Annotated in this window: 22 protein-coding genes; 9 read left to right on the plus strand and 13 right to left on the minus strand. The window is 72.0% G+C overall.

Translation table 11 applies throughout. The features are described 5' to 3' along the window. Positions 1–96 precede the first annotated feature (96 nt). Positions 97–1,422 (plus strand): serine hydrolase domain-containing protein, encoded by a 1,326-nt coding sequence (locus BDK92_RS05860; protein ID WP_121155313.1) that lies wholly within the window; start codon positions 97–99, stop codon positions 1,420–1,422. A gap of 36 nt (positions 1,423–1,458) precedes the next feature. Here BDK92_RS05860 and BDK92_RS05865 read toward each other — a convergent pair whose 3' ends face one another. Beyond that, positions 1,459–2,271 (minus strand): DUF3097 domain-containing protein, encoded by an 813-nt coding sequence (locus BDK92_RS05865; RefSeq protein ID WP_121155314.1) that lies wholly within the window; start codon positions 2,269–2,271, stop codon positions 1,459–1,461. 100 nt (positions 2,272–2,371) lie between these two features. Between BDK92_RS05865 and BDK92_RS05870 the strand changes: the two genes are divergently transcribed. Further along, positions 2,372–3,163: a hypothetical protein gene (locus tag BDK92_RS05870; RefSeq protein ID WP_121155316.1), complete on the plus strand. Its 792-nt coding sequence runs from the start codon at positions 2,372–2,374 to the stop codon at positions 3,161–3,163. 31 nt (positions 3,164–3,194) lie between these two features. Here the strand turns inward: BDK92_RS05870 and BDK92_RS05875 are convergent, their stop codons facing one another. The 4 genes from BDK92_RS05875 to fabG form a co-directional block, all read right to left on the minus strand. Then, entirely contained in the window at positions 3,195–3,974 is a 780-nt protein-coding gene (locus BDK92_RS05875; RefSeq protein ID WP_121155318.1) for an HAD-IIA family hydrolase, read from the minus strand. A 115-nt stretch (positions 3,975–4,089) separates the two neighbouring features. Then, complete coding sequence (locus tag BDK92_RS05880) at positions 4,090–5,118, minus strand: ferrochelatase (RefSeq protein WP_121155320.1); 1,029 nt, start codon at positions 5,116–5,118, stop codon at positions 4,090–4,092. A gap of 87 nt (positions 5,119–5,205) precedes the next feature. Further along, positions 5,206–5,973, minus strand: coding sequence for an enoyl-ACP reductase FabI (gene fabI / locus BDK92_RS05885; protein WP_121161691.1), 768 nt, complete (start codon positions 5,971–5,973; stop codon positions 5,206–5,208). A gap of 83 nt (positions 5,974–6,056) precedes the next feature. Then, on the minus strand, positions 6,057–6,758 hold the full coding sequence (gene fabG / locus BDK92_RS05890; protein ID WP_121155322.1) for a 3-oxoacyl-ACP reductase FabG: 702 nt from the start codon (positions 6,756–6,758) through the stop codon (positions 6,057–6,059). 207 nt (positions 6,759–6,965) lie between these two features. On the opposite strand from fabG, the gene BDK92_RS05895 reads away from it, so the two are divergent. Next, positions 6,966–7,154, plus strand: coding sequence for a hypothetical protein (locus BDK92_RS05895; RefSeq protein WP_121155324.1), 189 nt, complete (start codon positions 6,966–6,968; stop codon positions 7,152–7,154). 8 nt (positions 7,155–7,162) lie between these two features. Here the strand turns inward: BDK92_RS05895 and BDK92_RS05900 are convergent, their stop codons facing one another. The 6 genes from BDK92_RS05900 to BDK92_RS05925 form a co-directional block, all read right to left on the minus strand. Continuing rightward, positions 7,163–8,179: a MerR family transcriptional regulator gene (locus BDK92_RS05900; RefSeq protein ID WP_121161693.1), complete on the minus strand. Its 1,017-nt coding sequence runs from the start codon at positions 8,177–8,179 to the stop codon at positions 7,163–7,165. A gap of 139 nt (positions 8,180–8,318) precedes the next feature. Beyond that, entirely contained in the window at positions 8,319–9,077 is a 759-nt protein-coding gene (locus BDK92_RS05905) for an SDR family oxidoreductase (protein ID WP_121155325.1), read from the minus strand. A 97-nt stretch (positions 9,078–9,174) separates the two neighbouring features. Then, positions 9,175–9,756: a TetR/AcrR family transcriptional regulator gene (locus BDK92_RS05910; protein WP_121155327.1), complete on the minus strand. Its 582-nt coding sequence runs from the start codon at positions 9,754–9,756 to the stop codon at positions 9,175–9,177. A 608-nt stretch (positions 9,757–10,364) separates the two neighbouring features. Then, positions 10,365–11,315: a VWA domain-containing protein gene (locus BDK92_RS05915; protein WP_121155329.1), complete on the minus strand. Its 951-nt coding sequence runs from the start codon at positions 11,313–11,315 to the stop codon at positions 10,365–10,367. After that, entirely contained in the window at positions 11,312–12,316 is a 1,005-nt protein-coding gene (locus BDK92_RS05920; protein ID WP_211349100.1) for a DUF58 domain-containing protein, read from the minus strand. Before BDK92_RS05920 ends, BDK92_RS05915 begins: the two co-directional genes overlap by 4 nt. Further along, positions 12,313–13,419 (minus strand): AAA family ATPase, encoded by a 1,107-nt coding sequence (locus BDK92_RS05925; RefSeq protein WP_121155331.1) that lies wholly within the window; start codon positions 13,417–13,419, stop codon positions 12,313–12,315. Before BDK92_RS05925 ends, BDK92_RS05920 begins: the two co-directional genes overlap by 4 nt. 355 nt (positions 13,420–13,774) lie before the next feature. Between BDK92_RS05925 and BDK92_RS05930 the strand changes: the two genes are divergently transcribed. The 5 genes from BDK92_RS05930 (at position 13,775) to BDK92_RS05950 (ending at position 17,460) form a co-directional block, all read left to right on the plus strand. After that, positions 13,775–14,005, plus strand: a complete 231-nt coding sequence (locus tag BDK92_RS05930; protein ID WP_121155333.1) for a hypothetical protein — start codon at positions 13,775–13,777, stop codon at positions 14,003–14,005. 70 nt (positions 14,006–14,075) lie between these two features. Beyond that, positions 14,076–14,651 carry a PH domain-containing protein gene (locus tag BDK92_RS05935; protein ID WP_425462210.1) on the plus strand — a complete coding sequence of 192 codons (576 nt, stop codon included), beginning with the start codon at positions 14,076–14,078 and terminating at the stop codon, positions 14,649–14,651. Positions 14,652–14,679: 28 nt separating this feature from the next. Then, positions 14,680–16,146, plus strand: coding sequence for a PH domain-containing protein (locus tag BDK92_RS05940; RefSeq protein ID WP_121155337.1), 1,467 nt, complete (start codon positions 14,680–14,682; stop codon positions 16,144–16,146). Positions 16,147–16,228: 82 nt separating this feature from the next. Next, a complete protein-coding gene (locus BDK92_RS05945) occupies positions 16,229–16,633 on the plus strand; it encodes a thioesterase family protein (protein ID WP_121155339.1) in 405 nt (134 codons plus the stop codon). Continuing rightward, positions 16,630–17,460, plus strand: a complete 831-nt coding sequence (locus BDK92_RS05950; protein WP_121155341.1) for an MBL fold metallo-hydrolase — start codon at positions 16,630–16,632, stop codon at positions 17,458–17,460. Before BDK92_RS05945 ends, BDK92_RS05950 begins: the two co-directional genes overlap by 4 nt. Here the strand turns inward: BDK92_RS05950 and BDK92_RS05955 are convergent. Further along, on the minus strand, positions 17,433–18,410 hold the full coding sequence (locus tag BDK92_RS05955; protein WP_121155343.1) for a carbohydrate kinase family protein: 978 nt from the start codon (positions 18,408–18,410) through the stop codon (positions 17,433–17,435). The two genes, BDK92_RS05950 and BDK92_RS05955, sit on opposite strands and share 28 nt — an antisense overlap. Before the next feature lie 486 nt (positions 18,411–18,896). Here BDK92_RS05955 and BDK92_RS05960 point away from each other — a divergent pair, with 486 nt between their 5' ends. Then, the gene (locus BDK92_RS05960) at positions 18,897–19,946 is read left to right on the plus strand and encodes a lytic polysaccharide monooxygenase auxiliary activity family 9 protein (RefSeq protein ID WP_121161697.1); all 1,050 of its coding nucleotides are present in this window, start codon (positions 18,897–18,899) and stop codon (positions 19,944–19,946) included. Between the two features lie 96 nt (positions 19,947–20,042). Here BDK92_RS05960 and asnB read toward each other — a convergent pair whose 3' ends face one another. Further along, positions 20,043–22,004, minus strand: a complete 1,962-nt coding sequence (gene asnB / locus BDK92_RS05965) for an asparagine synthase (glutamine-hydrolyzing) (protein ID WP_121161699.1) — start codon at positions 22,002–22,004, stop codon at positions 20,043–20,045. Positions 22,005–22,009 lie beyond the last annotated feature (5 nt).

Genomic DNA, 22,009 nt, shown 5'->3' on the forward strand with positions numbered 1-22,009 from the left:
CCTGTCACGGCCACGCACGTCGCGACGATCGGCGGAAACCGCCCGGATAGGTATGATCACCGATTGCCGTACCGGTCGACCGAGAGGGCCGTCGCCATGGCGCTGCTGCTCGACACCACCCGTCGTCTCGACACCCTCGTGGCCGAGACCCAGGCGACCGCGGCGGTGCCGACGCTCGTCGCCGGAGTGGTCCGGGACGGGGTGCTCGCCCACGTCACCAGCGCCGGCGAACCGCCACCGGATCCCGGCACCCAGTACCGGATCGGTTCGATCACCAAGACGATGACCGCCGCGCTGGTGCTCCGGCTCCGCGACGAGGGCCGACTGGCCCTGGACGATCCGCTCGACCGGCACCTGCCCGGCACCCCGGTCGGCACGGTCACCCTGCGCCAGCTACTCGGGCATGCCAGCGGCCTGCAACGCGAGCCGGAGAGCGACGGCTGGTGGGAACGGACCGAGGGAGCGGACCTCGCCGCCCTGCTCGCGGGGCTGACCCCGGCCAAGCTCGCCCACCCGCCGTACCGGGTCTTCCACTACTCGAACCTGGCGTACGGGCTGCTCGGCGGCGTACTCGAACGGCTCACCGGGCAGTCGTGGTGGGACCTGCTGCGCGAGCGGCTGCTCGGCCCGCTCGGCCTGACCCGGACGTCGTACCAGGCGGAGGCGCCGTACGCCCTCGGCTACGTGGTCCACCCCTGGCACGGCACCCTGCGCGAGGAGCCGCGTACCGACACCGGGGCGATGGCACCGGCCGGACAGCTCTGGGCCAGCACCGCCGATCTGGCCCGCTGGGCGGCGTTCCTGGCCGACCCCGACCCGGCCCTGCTCGCCCCGGAGACGGTGACCGAGATGTGCGCGCCGGTGGTGATGAACGACCTGGACTCCTGGACCTCCGGCCACGGTCTCGGCCTGGAGCTCTACCGCAGCGGTGAACGGGTCTACATCGGTCACGGTGGCTCGATGCCCGGCTACGTCGCCGGCATGATGGTGCACCGGCCGTCCCGGACCGCCGTGGTCACCTTCGCCAACGCGTACGGCTTCCGCAGCGGTTCCATCGGCGCTCTCACCCGACAACTGCTGACCGAGGTGCTCGACCGGGAGCCGAACCCGGTCCGGGCGTGGCGGCCGGCCGACGGCCCACCCGAGCCGGCGGTGGCCGAGCTGACCGGTCGCTGGTGGTTCATGGCCCGGGAGTTCGAGGCCAGTTGGGACGGGGAAGCGGAGGAACTGCTCCTGACCCTGCTCCGGCCGGCCGGGGCGGCACCGTGGCGGTTCGCCCGGGTGGAGCCCGACCGGTGGCGCGGCCGGTCCGGGATGAACGACGGGGAGATCCTCGCCGTACGCCGGAACCCGGACGGGAGCGTACGGGCACTCGACATCGCCACCTTCGTCTTCACCCGCGATCCGGACCGGCTCGACTGAACCGGCGGCGACTCACGGCGACCTCGGGGCGGCAGGTCAGGCCGGTACGGTAACGAAGTCGATCATCCTTTCGACCGCGTTGATCAACGGTGTCTCCACATCCTGGTAGCTCGACACCCGGGAGAGGATCAACCGCCACATCTGCGCCGGCTCGGCCACCCCGAGCGCCGCGCAGACCCCCTCCTTCCACGGCTGCCCCGGCGGCACCACCGGCCACGCCCGGATACCGAGCCGGGCCGGCTTCACCGCCTGCCAGACGTCGACGTACGGGTGCCCGGTCACCAGGACGTACGGCGAGGTCACCCCGGCCACGATCCGGCTCTCCTTCGAACCCGCGACCAGGTGGTCGACGAGCACACCGAGCCGGCGCTCCGGCCCCGGGCCGAACTCCCGTACCCGGGCGGGCAGCTCGTCGATGCCGTCGAGCGGTTCCACCACCACACCCTCGATCCGCAGGTCGTCGCCCCAGATCCGCTCCACCAGGGCGGCGTCGTGGATCCCCTCGACCCAGATCCGGCTCGCCTTGGCCACCTGGGCACGTACCCCGGCGACGGCGACCGACCCGGAAGCGGTCCGCCGCCGGGCGGCCGGGACCGCCGCGGGCGCCGGCCGGCGCAGTGTGACCGGCGAGCCGTCCAGCAGGAACGCCGCCGGCAGCAACGGGAAATTGCGCCGCCGGCCGTGCCGGTCCTCCAGCACCACCGCACCGGACTCGAATCCGACAACGGCGCCGCAGAAGCCCGAGTCGGCATCCTCCACCACCAGGTCCGGCTCGGCGTCCACCTCGGGCACCGCCTTGCGTCGCCGCCAGTTTCCGGCCAGCACGTCCTCGCCGTACATCCTCCCCATGGCGGCGACGCTAACCCGATTCGGGTGATCGGTGAAGCAGACGCGCCGCGCCCCGCCGGCACCCGAGACACGACAGCGGTGAGCACGTACCCTTGCCTGCATGTCCCCCGCAACGGGCGCGGCGACCCTTGCGCCGCGCCGGTCGAGCCGGTTCGTGGCCTGGGTACGCGCATGGCGCGCCGGGCTGGTGCCCTATGACGAGGTCGCCGAGGAGGTGGCCGGTGACGAGGAACACCTCGTCGCCGACGCTCCCGGCACCTGGACCGACGTGCCGCTCGCCGACGCCCTGCCCACCCTGTCGAAGCTCTCCCCGGACGAGATCCGGCTGGTGCTGCCCGCACCCGGCGACCCGCGCGGCCTGCCCGGCCCCGGTGCGTTCGCCGGTGCGGCGCTACTCGCGGGCGAGGCGGTGATAGCCGGCAACATGGGTCTGATCCCGGAGGTACGGCTGCACACCTCCGGCTCGGGAATGACCTTCGAGACGGTGCTCTGGCGGGTCTACCCGCTGCCCGAGGGGGCACCGGCGGCGTCGCTGGCACACCCCGGGCCGGCCGAGGCGGAAGCCGACCTCGCCACCGCCCTCGCCGAGGCGACGGCGGCGCTGACCCGGCTGGACGTCGCCCACTGGCGGCCCGAACTCGCCGGGGCGCTGGCCGCGTTGCGCCGCCCGGACGGCGGCACCGACCTGCCACCCGGTTTCGACCCGCGGTCCCGCCGGCTCTTTGCCCGGGCCAGCGTGCTCGACCAGGTGCTCGCACTCGCCGAGCACGTGGCGCCGGGCGGTGCGGTCAACAACTACGAGGTACAGCAGCGGGACGCGGCTCTGCGGCCACTCACGGTCGCCTGCCGGCGTGCCCTGGTGGCCGCCTGCAACGCCCCGCTGACCGTCTGACCCGCGCCGCTGACCGACCCGCGCGGGTCGGTCAGATCTCGTCCATCAGGTCGACGACCGAGTTGATGATGCGCGACGGGCGGTACGGGTAGCGCTCGACCTCGGTCTTGTTACTGATCCCGGTCAGCACCAGGATCGTCTCCAGCCCGGCTTCCAGTCCACAGAGGATGTCGGTGTCCATCCGGTCACCGATCATCGCGGTCGACTCGGAATGCGCGTTGATGGTGTTCAACGCCGACCGCATCATCATCGGATTGGGCTTGCCGACGAAGTACGGCTCGACCCCGGTCGCCTTCGAGATCATCGCCGCGACCGAGCCGGCCGCGGGCAACAGCCCCTCGTTGGAGGGGCCGGTCACGTCCGGGTTGGTGCAGATGAAACGGGCACCAGCCTCGATCAGCCGGACCGCCTTCGTGATCGCCTCGAAGCTGTAGGTGCGGGTCTCCCCCAGCACCACATAGTCGGGCGCGAAGTCGGTCAGGATGTAACCGACCGCGTGCATCGCCGTGGTCAGCCCCGCCTCGCCGATCACGTACGCGGTGCCGCCGGGGCGCTGGTCGGCGAGGAACTGGGCGGTGGCCAGGGCAGCCGTCCAGATTGCCTGCTCGGGCACCTCGAAACCCATCCGGGCCAGCCGGGCCTGGAGGTCGCGGGGCGTGTAGATGGAGTTGTTGGTCAGGACCAGGAACGGTTTGCCGGAGGCACGCAGCCGGTTGATGAACTCCGGTGCGCCGGGCACCGGTTGTCCCTCGTGCACCAGCACGCCGTCCATGTCGGTCAGCCAGCTCTGCACGGGCTTCCGTTCCCTCATGCCATCCCCTCGCTACGCCAGCTCGACCGACCCGGTCCCGGCCCGCCGGAGCGGGAGTCGTTCCTTGCCAACACCCGCCGGGGCGGGAATGCGCGCGTCCACCCCGCCGAAGCGGTCAGGGGCGCCGGGCCGGCACGCAACAACCCGCCGGGCAGGTGTCCCAGACCGGGAGCGTACCGAGGCGGCGTCGCGGCGACGTATCGGGCGGGTTAACCCGCTCGACGACCAGTTCGCGGACCATGGAGACGAACCGGGGGTCGGTGCCGGGGGTGCCGGCGCGGGCGAAGTCCAACCCGAGCCGCTTCGCCGTGGCGGCCGCCTCGGTGTCCAGGTCCCACACCACCTCAAGGTGGTCGGAGACGAAACCGATCGGGCTGACCACGACCGAGCTGACCCCGTCGGCCGCGAGCAACGCCAGGTGGTCGTTGACGTCCGGCTCCAGCCACGGTACGTGCGGCGGGCCGGACCTGCTCTGCCACACCAGGTCGTACCCCAGGTCCGGGGCGGCGGCCGCGGCGACCAGCGCGGCCGTCTCACGCAGCTGCGCCTCGTACCGTCCGCCCTGCGGGCCGGCGGCGGCGGCCATCGCGGTCGGCACCGAGTGGGCGGTGAAGACCAGCCGGGTGGTGGCCCGACGGGCCGGGTCGAGGGTGGCCAGGGCGGCCCGGACCGCGTCGGTGTGCGGCTCGACAAAACCGGGGTGGTCCCAGAACTGGCGCAACTTGTCGATCATGGGTGCCTCGGGGCCGACCGCCGAACGGGCGGCGACCAGGTCCTCCTGGTACTGCCGGCACGAGGAGTAACCGCCGTAGGCGCTGGTGACGAAGGCGAGCGCGGTGCCGATCCCGTCGGCCCGCATCTGCGCCACGGTGTCGGCGAGCATCGGGTGCCAGTTCCGGTTGCCCCAGTAGACCGGCAGGTCGACCCCGTTGGCGGCGAAGTCGGCGCGGATCGCGGCGAGCAGGTCACGGTTCTGCTGGTTGATCGGGGAGACGCCGCCGAAATGCTGATAGTGCTCGGCGACCTCGGCCAGCCGTTCCGGGGGTACGCCGCGCCCCCGGGTCACGTTCGCCAGGAACGGCAGCACGTCCTCGGGCCGCTCCGGCCCCCCGAACCCCACCAACAGCAGTGCCTCGTACGCCATGAAAGATATTCTTCCCCCGCCGTCTTTCCGGCGCGGCAGGACCCCGAGCTATAGCGAGCGCGGTAACACGGGGCCCTGCCTCACCAGTCAGGCGCCGAGCGCGTGGTAACCGCCGTCGACGTGCACAATCTCACCGCTGGTGGCCGGGAACCAGTCGGAGAGCAGCGCCAGGCAGGCGCGCGCCGCCGGCTCCTGGTCGGTCAGGTTCCAGCCCAGCGGTGCCCGCTCCGCCCAGGCATCCTCGAACTGCTCGAAGCCGGGGATCGACTTCGCCGCCATGGTGCGCAGCGGTCCGGCCGAGACGAGGTTGCTGCGGATGCCCTTCGGCCCCAGGTGCAGCGCCAGGTAGCGGGAGGCGGACTCCAGCCCGGCCTTGGCCACACCCATCCAGTCGTAGACCGGCCACGCCTTGGTCGCGTCGAAGGTGAGCCCGACCACCGCGCCGCCCGGCGCCATCAGCGGCAGCGCCGCCATCGCCAGCGACTTGTACGAGTACGTCGAGACGTGCAGCGCCGTCGCCACGTCCTCCCAGGGGGCGTCCAGGAAACCGCCGCCGAGGCAGCTAGCGGGCGCGAACCCGACCGAGTGCACCACCCCGTCCAGCCCGTCCACGTGCTCGCGGACCCGGTCGGCGAGACCGGCCAACTGCTCGGCGTTGGTCACGTCCAGCTCGATCACCGGCGCGGGCGCGGGCAGCCGCTTGGCGATCCGCTCGACCAGCGAGAGCCGTCCGTACCCGGTGAGGACGACCGTCGCGCCGTTCTCCTGGGCGAGCTTCGCCACCGAGAAGGCGATCGACTGGTCGGTGATGACGCCGGTGACGAGCAGCCGCTTACCGGCCAGGAGTCCAGACACGTGTAGCTCCTCCAAAGGTTGGTTGCTTGATGGGACCGGAGTCGGTGACCCGAGGTGGTCGGGATGGGTGGTCGTGCCGGGGCTCAGTGCCCCATCCCGAGGCCGCCGTCGACCGGGATCACCGCGCCGGTGACGTACCCGGCAGCGTCGCTGGCCAGCCAGGTGACCACACCGGCGATCTCGTCCGGGGAGGCGAACCGCCCGGCGGGGATCGTCTTGCGGTACTCGGCCTTGCGCTCCTCCGGCAGCTCCGCGGTCATGTCGGTCTCGACAAAACCGGGGGCGACCACGTTCGCGGTGATGTTGCGGCTGCCCAGCTCGCGGGTGATGGAACGGGCGACACCGACCAGGCCGGCCTTGCTCGCCGCGTAGTTGACCTGTCCCGGGTTGCCGGAAAGGCCGGTGATCGAGGAGATGAAGATCATCCGACCCCAGCGGGCCCGGACCATCTTGGTGGCCGCGCGCTTCGCGACCCGGAACGCCCCGGTCAGGTTCGTGTCGATCACGTCGGTGAACTGCTCCTCGGACATCCGCATCAACAGCGTGTCCTTGGTGATGCCGGCGTTGGCGACCAGCACCTCGACCGGGCCGAACTCGGCCTCCACGGCGGCGAAGGCGGCGTCGACAGCGGCGGCGTCGGTGACGTCGCACTGCACGCCGAAGAAGTCGCTCGGGGCGGTGCCCCGGTAGGTCACCGCGACCCGGTCGCCCTGCTTGGCGAACGCCTGCGCGATGGCCAAACCGATGCCGCGGTTCCCCCCGGTCACCAGCACGGTGCGGGCCATGGGCTCTCCCCCTTGTTCTGCGTACGGATGGTGCGGGTTGGAGATTAGGCGCTACCGGCAGGTAAGCAGTAACGCGGGCCAGGTCAGACCGGGGCACGACACACCCCGGGGCACTGTCGCGATCAGGCCCGTCATACCGGGGTACGACGAGCAGGATCCCACTACGGCGGGACGACCCGAGGGTTCCCGCGCCGTACCCTGCGCAGGATGGAGCAACCCGCCAACCCGGTCGGCACCGCCCTGGGCGACCTGCGCCGGCTTCTCGTCGGCCTGACCGCGCCCGCCGCCCAGTACCTGATCGGCAACCGGAACCTGGCCGGTGTCCACGCGGTCGGGCTCGGCATCGGTTCGACCCTGCCGGTGGCGCTCGCACCCCGTCGCGCGCTCTGGGCGTGACGGATCAGCTACCCGTTGCTCTTCCTCGGCGCCGTCGGCGCCACCACGGCGGACGCGCGCAGTGCCGCGGCCAGCCACTCGTACGGGAACCGCTCCGGCGGCACGTTGTTCACCGCGGTGACCAGCGCCATGTACCGGTCGAACGGTCCCTCCGGCTCCGGCGGGGTGCGGTCCCACTCCGCGCCCGCCAGCATGTGGTCGGCCGCCTGGATCCGGAACTCGGGCGTGTCCGGCATCCCGGGGCTGTCCGGTGTCGCGAAGATGCCGGTCAGCCACCCGATCCACCGGTCGGCGATCTCCCGCCCCCTGGGCGAGTCCGGCGGCACCCGCTCCCGCGCCGCGTCCATCACCGGCTGGCCGATCGCCGCGCCCGCTTCCAGGGAGTCCAGCATCGGCGACGAGGTCATCAGCGGCCCGGCCCCGGTGGTGCACGCCTCGTACAGCTCACGGCGTACGGCCTGCCGGACCTCGGTGTCCCGGACCAGCTCGGCCAGCTCGATCCACGCCTCCAACTGGGCCGCGGTGGGATGTTCGGGCAGCTCCGGCCGGGCCGCCCGCCACCACTCGACCATCCGCTCCGGCGCCTCCCAGCCGGTGGAGACCTCGGTCCAGAACTCGTCGATCAGCCGGTCACGTTCCTCGTCCGCCATGCCAACCAGCTTGTGCATCAGCGTGACCTGCTCAGCCGTGGAATCCTGTCGCAGGATGGCCGACAGCACCGCGCGACGGCTGCGCAGCCGTGCCTCCTGCTGTGCCAGCAGGGCCAGGTGGGTGGCGGCCAGCTCGCGCAGTGTCGCCTCGCCGGCCAGCACCCGCCGGATCTCGTCCAGGCCGGCGTCGAGTTCCCGTAGCGTCCGGACCAGTTCCAGCCGGGCGATGGCCGACACGTCGTACAGGCGGTGGCCGGCCGGGGTGCTGGCGGCCGGCGTGACGACACCGGCGTCCGCGTAGTACCGGACGGCGCTGACGCTCAGCCCTGTCCGCCGGGCGACATCCCCGATGGCGTACAGCTCGTTCATGTCCACGGCGCCCACTATGCGACCTCAAGCGGCTTGAGATACAAGCCCCTAATCAGGTCGCCCGGCAATCTCGGGAGACAGCCCTTGGTTGCCGCTGGTCGCCGGGATGCTCGCCATCCTGGTCGCCGGTTGGAGTGGCGGCGGCTCAGGCCGCCGCGCCGCCGTCGAGCACCAGGTCGGTGCCGACGGCGTACGCGGACTCGGGTGAGGCGAGGTAGAGCACCGCCGCGGCGACCTCGTCCAACCCGCCGACCCGGCCGATCGGTGACTGGGTCGCGAGCCGGGCGGCGCGCTGCGCCGGGGCCTCCCCCGGCCGCAACGACATCGTGGTGTCGGCGGGACCGGGACTGACGCTGTTGATCCGGATCCCGTCGCGGATGTGGTCCAGGGCGGCGTTGCGGGTCAGCGCGCTGACCGCCGCCTTGGTCGCGACGTACGCCCCGAGTCCGGGGACCCTACGGTGGGCGCCGACGTTCGAGGCGATGTTCACGATGACTCCGCCGCGGGCCCTCATCTGGGCGATCTCGTGCTTCATCGACAGCAGGGTGCCGGTGAGGTTCACCGCGACCAGCCGGTCCCACTCGTCCTCGTCGACGTCGCCGACCGGGCCCGTCGCGGCCAGCAGGCCGGCGCTGTTGACCGCGATGTCGAGCCCGCCGTAGTGGCTGTCGGTCCAGGCGACCAACCCGGCCAGGTCGGCCGAGCGGGTCACGTCCGCGGTTCTCGCCGCCGCCCGGCCGCCCGCCTGCTCGATCAACGCGACCGTACGGTCGAGCGGGGCCGGGGTGCGGCCTGCCACCACGACCGCGGCGCCCTCGGCCGCGAGGGCCTGTGCGACCGCCCTGCCGATGCCGGCACCACCGCCGGTGACCAGTGCCACCTTGCCGGCGAAGCGTGCGCTCATGCCCTCAACCCCCTGAACTTGTTCATGACTGATCGTTCTCATATTGGCCGTCGGATCGCCGAAGGCACCGGTGTCGCAGGGTGGCCGCCCGGCCCCCTCACCCGAGCAGGGCCAGGGCCTGTGTGACCGCGTCCGGCAGCCGCCGCGCACCGCCCGGCACCTTGCCGACCACCCGGATGCCCTGCATCAGCACCAGCAGCAACCGGGACAGGGCCCGGGGATCGCGGTCCGGGACGAGTTCACCCTGGGCCTGCGCCCGGATCAACGCGGAGGCCAGCACCGCCTCCAGGTGGTCCCAGCTGGCCGCCACCCGCTGCTGCGCCGACTGGTCGTGCGGTGCCAGCTCGACCGCGGTGTTGACCACGAAACAACCACGCGCACCGCCCGGTCCGGCGGCCTCGGCGGCAAACCTGCGAACCAGCGCCCGCACCGAGGGGAGCACCGGGCCGGGCTGCGCCAGTTCCCGGAGCAGCAGCGGGTCGACGATCTCGCCGTAGTGGTCGAGCGCCCGCAGGTAGAGCTCGCGCTTGCTGCCGAAGGTGGCGTAGATGCTGGCGCGGGCCACCCCGAGATGAGCCACCAGGTCGGCCATCGAGGTCGCCTCGTAGCCGCGCTCCCAGAACAGCTCCAATGCCGCCCGCAGGGCCGTGTCCGGATCGAACTCCTTGGTCCTGGCCATGGCGGGCAGGCTAGCCCAATCAAGAACGATCGGTCAATTAAGAACCCGGGAACCCGTACCCGACCGAGCCGATCGGTGGGGCTGCGCACCACCGGTCGGCCAACTTCGCCCCACGCCGACACGGGTGTACGATCCTTGCGTTCCGGTCCGGTTCGACAGGTGGAGGTGATCGCTGTGCGAGATAGCGATCCTCCTAGTCGTGGCCGGGCCGCTCGTCAGTCCCGCTGAGCCACGACTCTGCCGGTGAACTGACCCAGTCCCGCTCCTCGCACCGCCTGCGTCAACCTCGGCCGCCGCCCGGTTGAGGCACGTGTGGTGCGATCCCCCGCCGCCCGCTCGGCGCCGGGGCGCGTGGAGCGCCCGGTCACGACTTCGTGTGCGCGTCCCTACCCCTCAGGCCCCTGCCGGTCCGGTCACGCCGGCGCGGGCCGCCTGAGCCGCCACCGGAGAACACAGTCATGAACCGTTTTGTCGCCCCCGTCGGCTTCACCCTCGCCGCCATGTGGGTCCTGGTCCTGTTCGTCCTGGTCAGCGGGACGCCCTGAACGTACCGACCGCCCCGGGGCCAGCCGGTCCACCCGAACCGGCCGGCCCACGGGGGATGGTCGTCAGGGCAGCCGCGAGGTCCACAGCAGACTCATCGCCGCCGCGCACAGCGCGAACAGCAACGCCACCCCGGCGTACCACTGGGTGACCTCACGGGGTTCGGTCCGGAACCCGATCGAACTCCCCATGTCCTGGTAGACCTGCTTCAGCTCGGTGACCGACGCGGCCTCGTAGAAGAAGCCCTGGGTGGTCTCGGCGAGCTGCGCCAGGGCCATCCGGTCGACCGGTACCCGCTGGACCTGCCCGCCGATGTCGACCTGACCCGAGTCGGTGCCGAACGCGATCGTGGAGACCGGTACGTTCGCCGCCTGCGCCGCCGCAGCGGCCTCCTCCACCGACCGCCCGGCCGTCCGGAACCCGTCCGACAGCAGCACGATCCGGGCGGGTGGGATGCCCTGCGCACCGTCGGCCGGCACCGACCGGATCGCCTCCAGCGAGGTGAAGACCGCCTCGCCGGTCGCGGTCGCCTCGGCCAGCACCAGACCGTCGATCGCCTGGGTCACCGCCGAACGGTCCTTGCCCGGCGGCACCAGCACGTTCGCCGACTTGGCGAACGAAACCAACCCCAGGTTGTACGTCGGCGGCAGCTCGCCGACGAACTGCTTGGCCGCCTCCTGCGCCGCCTCCAACCGGTTCGGCGCGACATCGTCGGCCTCCATCGACAGCGACACGTCGATGGCGAGCATGATGGTGGCCCGCTCCAACGGCTCCTCGGTGTCGACCGACGGGCGCGCCATCGCGGTCGCCAGGATCGCCAGGCTCAGCAGGAAGGCGCTCGCCGCCGCGTGCCGGCGCCAGCCCAGCCCCTTCGGCGCGAGGCTGCGCAGCAGCTCCACATTGGTGAAACGGATCGCGTACTCGCGACGGCGCAACTGCCGCCACACGTACGCCCCGGCGACGGCGAGCACCGGCAGCAGCGCCAGCAGCCACCACGGTTGCAAGAAACGAATCATCGCGTCGTCCCCCTGGTACGTGCGTGCCGCTGCGCGGCGACAAAACGCACCATGTCCAGCAGCCAGTCTGAGTCGGTCCGCAGCCGCAGGTGCGCCGCACCGGCGGCGCGCAGCTGATGGGCGATCGCCGCCCGTTGGGCCGACGCGGCGTCGGCGTACCGCTGCCGCAGTCGGGGATCGGCGGTCTGCACCTCGTGCAGCGCACCGGTTTCCGGGTCGACCAACGCGAGCACCCCGACATCGGGCAGCTCCAGCTCACGCGGATCGACCACCTCGATCGCCAGCACGTCGTGCCGGACGGCCAGCTTGCGTACCGGCCGCCCCCACTGCTCCGGCGGCGCCAGGAAGTCGGAGATCACCACCGCCACGCCGCGCCGTCGCGGCGGGCGGTTGAGCATGTCGACCAGGGCGCCGAGATCACTGCGGCCGGGCCGGATCTCGGTGGCCGCGATCGCCCGCAACAACCCCTGCGCCTCCTTGCGGCCAGGCCGGGCCGGCAACCGGAGCACGCCCGGCCGCGCGCTGGCCAGACCGGTCCCGGTACGGGAGGCACCGCCCACGCCACCGCTGCCGACCACCGCGCCGATCCGGTTCCCACCCCGTACGGTCAGGTGCACCATCGCCGCCGCGGCGGCGACCACGAGGTCGCGCTTGAGCCACTGTCCGGTCCCGAAGTCGAGGCTGGCCGAGAGGTCCACCGCCATCCAGGTCTCCAACTCCCGGTCGGCGACCGTCCGGCGCACGTGCGGCGTGGTGGTACGTGCCGTCACCGGCCAGTCCATCCGGCGTACGTCGTCACCGGGGCGGTACTCCCGGGACTCCCCCGCCTCGCTACCCGGCCCCGGCAGCAGGCCCGCGTAGTCCCCCTGAAGGAGACCGTCGAGTTTGCGGGTGACCAGCAGTTGCAACCGCGACAGCACGGCCTCGGCACGGCCCGAGGTGGCGTCGGAGGTCGCCGGTCCGACGCCGGGGAACCGGGCCCGGTCGGCGGCAGGCGTCACGGCCGTCCCGGCCAGGCGGCGGCCGGTTGCACGGGGGTGGGCGACACCGGCGCGGCATTCTGCCGGGGTGCCACCGAGGGCAGCGGGATGGTGGACATCACCCTGCCGACGATGTGGTCCGCGGGTACGTCGTCAGCGAGCGCGTCGTAGCTGAGCACCAGCCGGTGCCGCAGGATGTCCGGGGCGATGTCCTGTACGTCCTGGGGCAGCGCGTAGTCCCGCCCGCGCAGCAGTGCCAACGCCCGGGTGGCCCGGACGATGCCGAGCGAGGCGCGTGGGCTGGCCCCGTACTGGATGAGCTGGGCCACGTCCGGCATCCCGTGCTCGGCCGGGGAGCGGGTGGCGAGGACCAGCCGTACCGTGTAGTCGACCAGGGCGTTGTGTACGAACACCTGGTCGGCCTTGCGTTGCAGGGCGATCAGTTCGGTCGGGCTGAACACCGGCACCGGCTCGGGCGCGCTGACCCCCATCCGGTAGACGATCTCGCGTTCCTCGGCGTCGGTCGGATAGCCGACCAGGATCTTCATCAGGAACCGGTCCCGCTGCGCCTCGGGCAGCGGATAGACCCCCTCCTGCTCGATCGGGTTCTGGGTCGCCATGACCAGGAACGGGTTCGGCACCCGGTGGGTCTGGCCGCCGATCGAGACCTGCTGTTCCGACATCACCTCCAGCAGGGCCGACTGCACCTTGGCCGGCGCACGGTTGATCTCGTCGGCGAGCAGGAAGTTGACGAAGACCGGACCGAGTTCGACGTCGAACTTCTCGCTCGACTGCCGGTAGATCCGGGTCCCGACGATGTCCGCCGGCACCAGGTCCGGGGTGAACTGCACCCGGGAGAAGGTGCCTCCGACGACCTTGGCGAGGGTCTCCACCGCCAGCGTCTTCGCCACTCCGGGCACCCCCTCCAGGAGGCAGTGGCCGCGGGCGAGCAGGGCGACGAACATCCGCTCCACCATCCGGTCCTGGCCCACAATCACCCGCTTGACCTCGAACAACGCGCGTTCGAGCAGGGTCGCGTCCTCCGCCGGGGTGCTCCCGGTGGTGGTGCCGCCGGTGGCGGATTCGGTCGGTGTCGGGGCGTCGGGCGTGGTCGGCTGGGCCACCGGTCCTCCACAGCGGGGTCGCGTGATCGAAAATGTCGGCGAGGCAGTCCGCCCTCCCTCGGCCGGACTGCCGCACCAAGCCTCGCACGTCCGGCTGAGAAGCCGGGTGGCGAGAACACCATTTATCACGTGGCCGCCCCCGGCGCGACCGCATCGCTACGCCGGGGACGGCTCTCGGCGTACGGCGGCGACAACATGAAACGTCGCTCGTGGGTAGACACGACCCGGCGGGTGACGTGTACGATTCAGCCGTCGCCGGGCGGCTCCCCCCGTGGTCGCCCGGCGCTCAACTGCCCGTGTCGACCCCGGGTGCCTCCTGCGGAACCGCGTGTTTCGACCTCCGTACACTCGCCGGGTGACCGACTCCGACCCGCTCCCGACCACTCCGGTCTGTTCGGCACGGGGTTGCCGGGCGCCCGCGATCTGGGCCCTGCGTTGGAACAATCCCCGGTTGCACGACCCGGAGCGGCGTAAGACCTGGCTCGCCTGCGCGGAGCATCGGCAGAGTCTCGGCGATTTTCTGGACGCCCGCGGTTTCCTCCGCGAGGTGGCATCAATGGACCAATCGCCTACGCTCGACCCGTGAGCGAGCGAAGCGATCTCCGCTGTAGTGGTGTCCCGGTTCGCGGCGTCCACCCGCGACGCGGGGTGACCAGTTGAGCGGCTCCGAGACTCCCGACCCGGCTCCGGCTCCGGCTCCGGCTCCGGCTCCGGCTCCGGCCAGCGTGGGTCACGCCGGGCCGACGAGTCCGCTCGAACCGTGGCCGGAGACGGTGCGGTGGCAGCCGGTCTCCCGGGACCTGATCTGGGTCGAGGTGCTGCGGCTCGCCGCCGGCATGGGCGTACTGCTGGCCGGACTGGGCATCACCTGGGCGATCACCGGCTACTGGCTCTTCGGGCTTCTCCTGGCACTGGCCGCGGTGCTCGGCGGCTGGCGGGTCTTCGCGATCGTGCGGGCCGTACACGCCTGGGGGTACGCCGAACGCGACCACGACCTACTGGTCCGGCACGGCCTGCTGGTCCGCCGCCTGTCGATCGTGCCCTACGCCCGGATGCAGTTCGTCGACGTCAGCGCCGGCCCGTTGGAACGCGCCTTCGACCTGGCCACGGTCCAGTTGTACACCGCCGCCGCGGCGAGCGACGCCCGGGTGCCGGGGCTGCGCCCGGCCGAGGCGTCCCGGCTCCGGGACCGGCTCACCGCCCTCGGCGAAGACCGCGCGGAGGGCCTGTGACCATCCGCGGGTACCGGGGGCACGGCCGGTGACCGAGCCACCCGCGCCGGGCAGTCCGGCCGCCCAGCCGCCCCCCACCCAACCACCGGCCGGCCAACCACCGGCCGTCGAGCCACCAGCCGGCCAACCACAGCCCGTCGAGCCACCAGCCGGCCAGCCACCAGCCGTCGAGCCACCGGCCGGCCAGCCACCAGCCGTCGAGCCCCGGAAGAGGCTGCATCCGCTGAGCCCGCTGCTGCACGGCGCCAACTCTCTCGTCGTGATCATCGCGGCGCTCTCCTGGCAGACCCTCGGCCGGGTGGGGATCGGCTGGTACGCCGCCCTGGTCACGGTGCTGCTGCTCGGCGTCGTCGTCCTGTCGCTGGTCAGCTGGTACAACACCGGTTACCACGTGGTCGGCCGGGAGCTGCGGATCCACGAAGGGCTGCTGTGGCGACGTACCCGGGCCATCCCGCTGGAGCGGCTGCAGTCCGTCGAAGTGGTCCGCCCCCTGCTGGCGCAACTCAGCGGCCTGGCCGAACTGCGTCTGGAGGTGGTCGGCGGCGGCAAGACCGAGGCACCTCTGGCGTACGTCGCGGTGGCCGACGCGGTGGCACTGCGCGAGCGCCTGCTCGGCCTCGCCGCCCGTACTCCACCGTCGACCCCGTCCGGTGACGGTCGGGTCGAGGCCCCCGTCCCGGGCGAGCTGAACCGTCGGCACCTGCTCTCGGTCGCGAACCGGGACCTGCTGGTCAGCCAACTGCTCACCCCGCAGGCGCTGCTGCTGCCGTTCGGCGTCGCCTTCGTCGTGGTCCAGTTCCTCTCCGCCGGGTCCTGGTCGTTCATCGCGGTCGCCAGCACCCTGACCGCGATGGCGGGCGTGCTGCTCCAGCCGCTGCGCCGGGTGCTCGCGGACTGGAACTTCCAGCTCGGCCGGGACGAGGCCGGGCTCCGCGTACGACACGGTCTGCTGGAGACCCGCGCGCAGACGGTGCCGTTGGACCGGGTCCAGGCGGTCGGGGTGACCTGGCCGCTGCTGTGGCGGGTGAAGGGCTGGCTCCGGCTGCGACTGGAGGTGGCCGGCTTCTCCACCGACGCGGACGCGGTCAACCGGGCGGACCAGCTGATGCCCGTGGGTGACCCGGACACCGCGCAACGGGTCATGGCCGAGGTGCTGCCGGGCGTGGATCTCACCATGACACTCCCCCCGCCGCCCCGGCGGGCCCGGTGGGTGCACCCGCTGGCGCAGCCGGTGCTCGGTGCCGGCCTGAGCGAACAGGTGTTCGCGGTCCGGCAGGGGCTGCTGACCCGGCAACTCGTCGTGGTGCCGTACGCCCGGATCCAGAGCGTCCGGGTGGTTCAGGGGCCGTTGCAGCGCCGGCTGCGGTTGGCCACGGTGCACGCCGACACGGCGGGCGGGCCGGGCGCGGCGGCGCAGGACCGGGACATCGCCGAGGCGTGGGCGTTGGCGGCCGAACTGACCGCCCGCGCACGGGCGGCCCGGACGCCCCGCTGAACCCCGCCGCGCCGACCCGCCGGCCACGGGTGGCCGGGTCATGCCGATCATCCGGCGGCGGCACAGGCCCTAAGCTGCACCCATGGAGCAACCGCCGGATCCCGGCTTCGCACCCGGTCTGACCGCCCGGGTTGAACTCACCGTCAGCGACACCGACACCGCCCTGGCGGTGGGTTCGGGTGACGTGCCGGTGCTGGGTACGCCCCGGGTGCTCGCGCTCGCCGAGGCAGCCACGGTCGCCGCGACCGCCACCCGACTGCTGCCCGGGATGACCACCGTCGGTCTGCGGGTGGAGCTCGACCACACGATGCCGACCCCGGTCGGGCGGACGGTCGTCGCCCAGGCCTGGCTGACCGAGGTGACCGGCCGGCGGCTGCACTTCGACGTGAGCGTCACCGACGGCTCGACCATGGTGGCGCAGGGGCGGGTGGAACGGGCACTGGTCGACCGGCACCGGTTCGTGGAAAGGGCGTCACGGACACCATGAGCATCGGATTCGACGAGGTCGGCGAGCGGGTCTACCTGCTGCGCCATCCCGTACTCGACGTCAACGTGACCCTCGTCGTCGGCGACGACAGGGCGCTGCTGGTCGACACGCTGTCGACCGCGACCCAGGCCGCCGAACTGGCCGTCGCCGTACGAGCGCTCACTGGCCACCCGTGGATCCTGGTCAACACCCACCACCACTTCGACCACTGCTTCGGCAACGCCACCCTGGTCGGGGAGGTGACCGGGCCGGTCTACGCGCACACGGCCGCCGCGGCCCGGTTACGCGACCAGCCGGAACTGGTCCGCCAGCAGGCGTACGACGAGATGCGCGACCGGGAGCCGGCGCTCGCCGAGGAGTTGACCCGCACCACCATCCTCGCCCCGACGCACACGGTCCACCTGGAGTCCACCCTGGATCTCGGTGGGCGGACGGTGGTCCTGCGGCACCTCGGGCGCGGCCACACCGACGGCGACCTGGTGGTGCAGGTGCCCGACGCCGACCTGCTGGTCGCCGGGGACCTGGTGGAGTCGAGCGGGCCGCCGTCGTTCGACGACAGCTACCCCCTGGAGTGGCCGGAGACGGTGGCGGAGCTGCTCCGGCTGACCACCCCGAACACCGTGACCGTGCCCGGACACGGCCCGGTCTTCGACACCGACCAGGTACGCGCGCAGCACGAGCAGCTCGCCACGCTCGCCTGGTTGATCCGCGACGGACACGCCGACGGCGCGCCGGCCGAGCGGGTCGCCGCCCGGGCACCGTTCGGCCCGGAGGTGACCCTGCCCGCCATCCGTCTCGGTTACGCGGAGCTCGGCGGCGACACCTGATCCCGGCCCCGGATCGGGGTGGGGAAGCGGGCGGCCACCTGCTCCCGGGTGGGCATCGCGACCGCCGCGCCCGGTGCCTCGCAGACCAGCCCGGCGACGCGCAGGGCGTACGTCACCCGTTCCGGCCAGTCCTCCGGGGCCGGTGGCCCGGTCAGGAGCAGGTCGGCGATGAGCGCGCCCATCACCGAGTCACCGGCGCCGGTGGCGTCGACCGCGTTGACCACCGGCGCGGGCACCCGGACCGGGGCTTCCCCCGTCCCGGCCGAGACCAGCGCGCCGGTAGGCCCCTGGGTGATCACCACGGCGGCGGCGCCGAGCGTGCGCAGCCGCTGCGCGACCCGCTCCAGCGGTTCGCCGGGATAGAGCAGTTCGGCGTCGGCGGCGCTCAGTTTGACCAGGTCGGCGCTGGCCGCGAACTCGGCGACCAGGGCACGCAGCCGGTCCATCGCGGCCGCGTCGGGCAGCAGCCGGGGGCGTACGTTCGGGTCGAAGACGCGCCGGCCGGTGGTGAGCGACCAGGCCCGCCGGGCGGCGGCGAGTACCGGGGCGCGGAGCAGGGCGATCGAGCCGCAGTAGAGCACGGACGCCGCACGGATCAGTTCCTGGTCGAGGGCGTCAGCCTCCAGCAGGCCGTACGACGGGGGTTCGCCGTAGAAGCGGAAGTCGGGTTCGGCACCGGCGAAGGTCGCCACGGCCAGCGCGGTCGGCGCCGGTACGGTGACCACCCCGCGCTGTCCCACCCCGGCGTCGGCGAGCAGGGCGCGGATCCGCCCGGCGAGTACGTCGTCTCCGAGTGATCCGACGAACTCCACGGCCGAGCCGAGCCGGGCCGCCCCGACGGCGACGTTGAGCGGCGCGCCACCGATCATCTGCCGGTAGACCGGTTCCCCGTCGACCTGCCCGTCGAGGAGGTCGACCAGCGCCTCGCCGATCACCACCGCGTACCCCATTCACTGCCCCCATCGCCGCCATGCCGCCCCGGTACGGGCTTTCGTCCGTGCACAGCATGCCGGTTGCCTCGACCAGCGGGTCGGGTCGGGTCGGATGTGAGTGGCCGACGGAGCCGGAGTGACGCCTCCCACCTTCGATAGACATCTACCTATTGCCATGGGGTCCTCATCCGTGGTGCACTGGCGCGTACCGGGACAGCGCGGGGGCTAACGCGCCGTGCCGGATGCCGCAGGGGCCACGCGAGCAGCAGACCCGTCCGTGATCGGACCGGGCGCCGCGTCGTCGCCTGCCCGCCACCTGGGACCTCAGCAGGGCGAGAGGGTTCGGCGACACCGCGCACAGGTCTGGCGACACCGCTCCCGCGCTCGCGGGACCCCACTGGTAGTCCGCAGCACCGGCGTACCCACCCGCCTGCGGATCTAGCCCGAAGTAAGGAGAACTCGGTGAAACCCTTCCGCAGAGTCGTGGTGCTCGCCACCGCGGCCATGCTCACCGCCGGCGTCCTGACGGTGGTGACCCCCAACGCGGCGCTCGCCCACGGTGCCGCCATGGCACCCGGCAGCCGTACGTTCCTGTGCTGGAAGGACGGGCTCAGCCCGCGTGGCGACATCCAGCCGAACAACCCGGCCTGCGCGGCGGCGGTGAACCAGAGTGGGGCGAACTCGCTCTACAACTGGTTCAGCGTGCTGCGCTCCGACGCGGCCGGGCGGACCACCGGCTTCGTCGCTGACGGGCAGCTCTGCAGCGGCGGCAACGCCAGCTTCAGCGGCTACAACCTGGCCCGTAACGACTGGCCGCTGACCCACCTGACCGCGGGCGGCAACTTCAACTTCAAGTACAGCAACTGGGCCCACCACCCCGGCACCTTCTACTTCTACGTCACGAAGAACAGTTGGAGCCCGACCCGACCACTGGCCTGGAGCGATCTCGAGGAGCCGTTCCTGACCGTGACCAACCCGCCGCAGAGCGGCGGGGTCGGCACCAACGAGGGCCACTACTACTTCAGCGGGCAGTTGCCGACCGGCAAGAGCGGTCGGCACATCATCTACTCCCGCTGGGTGCGCTCCGACAGCCAGGAGAACTTCTTCGGCTGCTCGGACGTGGTCTTCGACGGCGGCAACGGTGAGGTGACCGGGGTGGGACCGGGTGGTTCCAACCCGCCGAACCCGACCACGCCGCCGCCGAACCCGACCACCCCGCCACCGAACCCGACCACCCCGCCGCCGGGCAACGCGGGCTGCTCCGCCACCTACCGCACGACCGGTAGCTGGTCCGGTGGATTCCAGGGCGAGGTGACGGTCCGCAACACGGGCAGCTCCGCACTGAGTGGCTGGACCACCCGCTGGACCTGGGCGAACGGCCAGACGATCGGCAGCCTCTGGAACGGCAGCTTCACCCAGAGCGGGTCGACAGTGACCGTACGTAACGTCGCCCACAACGGGAACCTCGCCGCCAACGGCACCGCCACCTTCGGCTTCACCGGCAGCGCCGGCGCCACCAACACCGCCCCGACGGTGACCTGCACCAGTCCGTAGCTCCGCCCCACTGAAGCGGCCGGGCCCGACGCGTGACGCGTCGGGCCCGGCTCGGTGTGCGTGCTCCGGCCCGTACGGCCGGTCGTGGTGCGGTGCTCAGGCGACCATCGAGCCGACCACCGGCTTGGTGAGCAGGGCGGACTGGTTGCGCTGGATACCCGGGTCGAGGGTGCGCTCGACGAAGATCGCGTGCCAGATGCAGAAGATGAGTACGGTCCAGACCTTGCGCGAGTGGTCCGCCTCCTCCCGCTTGTGCTCGTCGAGCAGCCGCATCGCGTACGAGAGGTCGAGCAGGTCACCGGCGCCGGAGGTGGCGAAGATGTGCCGGACCCACTCGTACATCTCGCCCCGCAGCCAGACCCGGGTCGGGGTCGGGAAGCCGAGCTTGCGCCGGTTGACGATGGCCGGCGGCACCACGTTGCGCAGCGCCTGACGCATGGCGAACTTGGTGGCGTCGGAGCGGGGCGGCAGCTTGAGGTCGACCGGGATGCCGGCGGCGACCTCGAACACCTCCCGGTCCAGGAACGGCACCCGCACCTCCAGTGAATGCGCCATCGAGATCCGGTCGGCCTTGACCAGGATGTCGCCGCGCAGCCAGGTGTAGAGGTCGATGTACTGCATCTTGGTGACGTCGTCGAGTTCGGCGGCCTCGGCGTACAACGGAGCGGTCACGTCGGTGTAGCGCACGCTCGGGTCGTAGCGGCGCATCAGGTGCTGCTTCTCCTCCTCCGTGAACATCCGCGCGTTGCCGTAGTAGCGCTCCTCGATCGGCGTGGTGCCGCGTTCGAGGAAGCTCTTGCCCTTGACCCCCTGCGGGATGGCCTTGGAGACCGCCCGCAGCCCGCGCTGCATGCCGCCGGGCAGGCTGTTCACCGCGCCGAGCGAGAGTGGTTCACGGTAGATCGTGTAGCCGCCGAAGAACTCGTCCGCGCCCTCACCGGAGAGGACCACGGTGACGTGCTCGGCGGCCTTCTTCGCCACGAAGTAGAGCGGCACCAGCGCCGGGTCGGCGACCGGGTCGTCCAGGTGCCAGACGATCTTCGGCAGGGCATCCATCATGTCCTGCGGGCCGATCTTGGTCGCGATGGTGGTGACGTCGAGCGCCCGGGCCGACTCCTGGGCCACGTCGATCTCGGAGTAACCCGGCACGTCGAAGCCGACCGTGAAGGTCAGGATGTTCGGGTTGAACTCGCGGGCCAGGGCGACCACGGCGGTCGAGTCGATGCCGCTGGAGAGGAACGACCCGACCGGTACGTCGGCCCGCATGTGCATCCGTACGCTCTCCCGCAGCGTCTCCCGGATCTGGTCGTAGAGCCGCTGCTGGTCGTCGACCGGGGCGGGCCGGAACACCGGGCGGTACCACCGGCGCACGTCGATCCGGCCACCCGGCGTCCAGGTCAGGTACTCGCCCGAACCGATCCGGCGGATCCCGTGGTGCAGCGTGCCCGGCTCGGGCACGTACTGGAGGGTGAGGTAGTGCGAGAGGCTCGCCCCGTCCACCCCGGCGTCACCGGCGTGCGCCGCCGGCGCGAACGGCAGCAGCGCCTTCTTCTCCGACGCCAGGTAGACCCCGTCGTTGGTCTCCAGGTAGTGCAGCGGCTTGATGCCGAAGTAGTCCCGGCCGCCGAACGCCCGCCGCTCCTGCCGGTCCCAGATCACGAACGCGAACATGCCGCGCAGCCGGGTGAGCACCTGCTCGCCCCAGTAGTGGAAGCCGGCGACGATCACCTCGCCGTCGCCCTGGGTGGCGAACTGGGCGCCGAAGTCCCGGGCCAGTTCCTCGCGCAGCTCCAGGTAGTTGTAGATCTCACCGTTGAAGGTGAGCAGGTAGCGGCCGTCGGCGTACGGCAGCGGCTCGTGGCTGAGCGCCACGTCGATGATCGACAACCGCTTGTGCGCGAAGACGGCGTCCGCCCGGGTGCCCGTCGGGTCCGCGATGAGTTCGACACCGGTCTCGTCCGGTCCCCGGTGATGCAGGCATTCCAACGCTCCGGCAAGGGCGTCTCGGTGCGCGCTGGCGTCGCCGCGCGCGCTGAAAAAGGCCAGGAGTCCGCACATGGCGG

The sequence above is a fragment of the Micromonospora pisi genome, from assembly GCF_003633685.1.
GTDB lineage: Bacteria > Actinomycetota > Actinomycetes > Mycobacteriales > Micromonosporaceae > Micromonospora_G > Micromonospora_G pisi.

Bases quoted from the DNA above. Each gene is read 5' to 3' on its own strand.
- BDK92_RS05895 (WP_121155324.1), top strand. From the start codon at position 6,966: ATGGAGCAACCCGCCAACCCGGTCGGCACCGCCCTGGGCGACCTGCGC.
- BDK92_RS05910 (WP_121155327.1), bottom strand. From the start codon at position 9,756: ATGGCCAGGACCAAGGAGTTCGATCCGGACACGGCCCTGCGGGCGGCA.
- BDK92_RS05860 (WP_121155313.1), top strand. From the start codon at position 97: ATGGCGCTGCTGCTCGACACCACCCGTCGTCTCGACACCCTCGTGGCC.
- BDK92_RS05945 (WP_121155339.1), top strand. From the start codon at position 16,229: ATGGAGCAACCGCCGGATCCCGGCTTCGCACCCGGTCTGACCGCCCGG.
- BDK92_RS05870 (WP_121155316.1), top strand. From the start codon at position 2,372: ATGTCCCCCGCAACGGGCGCGGCGACCCTTGCGCCGCGCCGGTCGAGC.
- BDK92_RS05880 (WP_121155320.1), bottom strand. From the start codon at position 5,118: ATGGCGTACGAGGCACTGCTGTTGGTGGGGTTCGGGGGGCCGGAGCGG.
- BDK92_RS05875 (WP_121155318.1), bottom strand. From the start codon at position 3,974: ATGAGGGAACGGAAGCCCGTGCAGAGCTGGCTGACCGACATGGACGGC.
- fabG (WP_121155322.1), bottom strand. From the start codon at position 6,758: ATGGCCCGCACCGTGCTGGTGACCGGGGGGAACCGCGGCATCGGTTTG.
- BDK92_RS05865 (WP_121155314.1), bottom strand. From the start codon at position 2,271: ATGGGGAGGATGTACGGCGAGGACGTGCTGGCCGGAAACTGGCGGCGA.
- BDK92_RS05950 (WP_121155341.1), top strand. From the start codon at position 16,630: ATGAGCATCGGATTCGACGAGGTCGGCGAGCGGGTCTACCTGCTGCGC.
- BDK92_RS05915 (WP_121155329.1), bottom strand. From the start codon at position 11,315: ATGATTCGTTTCTTGCAACCGTGGTGGCTGCTGGCGCTGCTGCCGGTG.
- BDK92_RS05905 (WP_121155325.1), bottom strand. From the start codon at position 9,077: ATGAGCGCACGCTTCGCCGGCAAGGTGGCACTGGTCACCGGCGGTGGT.
- asnB (WP_121161699.1), bottom strand. From the start codon at position 22,004: ATGTGCGGACTCCTGGCCTTTTTCAGCGCGCGCGGCGACGCCAGCGCG.
- BDK92_RS05955 (WP_121155343.1), bottom strand. From the start codon at position 18,410: ATGGGGTACGCGGTGGTGATCGGCGAGGCGCTGGTCGACCTCCTCGAC.
- BDK92_RS05960 (WP_121161697.1), top strand. From the start codon at position 18,897: ATGCTCACCGCCGGCGTCCTGACGGTGGTGACCCCCAACGCGGCGCTC.